We start from the raw sequence: 764 nt of genomic DNA, 5'->3' as shown, positions 1-764 counted from the left end.
GTAAATTCTGTTGTTCTTCATCCGTTAAATAATGTGCGTGAGGAAACAATCCCGCCGTTCCAAGCAAAGGCAAGGATGGCGGATTGTTGATCATCACTTAAGATTGGCATTCATCCGCATTTTTATATTTTTTACAAAAAGGGCTGTTTAAGCGCTTTTCAACACTTCGTTTCGGAATGACCGCGCCTGGTCGACAAATCGGAAGGTTTTCCCTCCAATGATTCACACACCAAGATGGACCGCCATATCTGTCACGGAATCCTGCTTGAATCATACAAGCATAAATTGTTGCATTATCATTATTGCTGAGCTTTTGATTTTCAGCCTCAAGATAATTAAGATGTGGCATGCCACATTCTAATAAGGCTTTTCCTACCTCGGTAAAGTCTGCTCCTGGCTTGATCCACCCATATACTTCCCCTGGAGGAGATTTGTCCATATCACATCCAGTAATACTTAATAGAATGAGCAGGCTCAATAAGTTAAATCGTATTTTCATTTTTTGTTCCCTGTTCTCGTGGAATAAAATTTTATAAAATCAAATGAACCGTAATCATTTTTACACTTAGCACTTGCATCAGCATAACAATTATGGGTACTAGGATTATAGCCGATGATCGCTCCCCCCATCTCTCTGAGGGGTAGAATTAACGGATGTAATGAATCATATGGTTTGGAACGTACCCCATAAGCCGTAGGCCAATTGTAACCAATCACTGTACTAATGGGGTCTAACATATGACCTTGTATGTAGATATAATTTT

1 protein-coding gene and 1 pseudogene are annotated in these 764 nt (G+C 39.7%); both read right to left on the bottom strand.

Annotation, left to right across the window (positions count from 1 at the left end; translation table 11 throughout):
- Positions 1-97: 97 nt before the first annotated feature.
- Complete coding sequence (locus ACFIJL_RS09745; protein ID WP_273791508.1) at positions 98-499, bottom strand: hypothetical protein; 402 nt, start codon at positions 497-499, stop codon at positions 98-100.
- Positions 496-764, bottom strand: a pseudogene (locus tag ACFIJL_RS09740) (hypothetical protein); the annotation flags it as partial. The pseudogene ACFIJL_RS09740 and the gene ACFIJL_RS09745, both read right to left, overlap by 4 nt.

It is taken from the genome of Bartonella sp. TT119HLJHH, from assembly GCF_042193385.1.
Classification (GTDB): domain Bacteria; phylum Pseudomonadota; class Alphaproteobacteria; order Rhizobiales; family Rhizobiaceae; genus Bartonella.
The sequence above is the reverse complement of the archived record's forward strand: the minus strand, read 5'-3'. Positions and strand labels throughout refer to the sequence as shown.

Coding starts and splice junctions, on each gene's coding strand:
- ACFIJL_RS09745 (WP_273791508.1), bottom strand. CDS start 499: ATGAAAATACGATTTAACTTATTGAGCCTGCTCATTCTATTAAGTATT.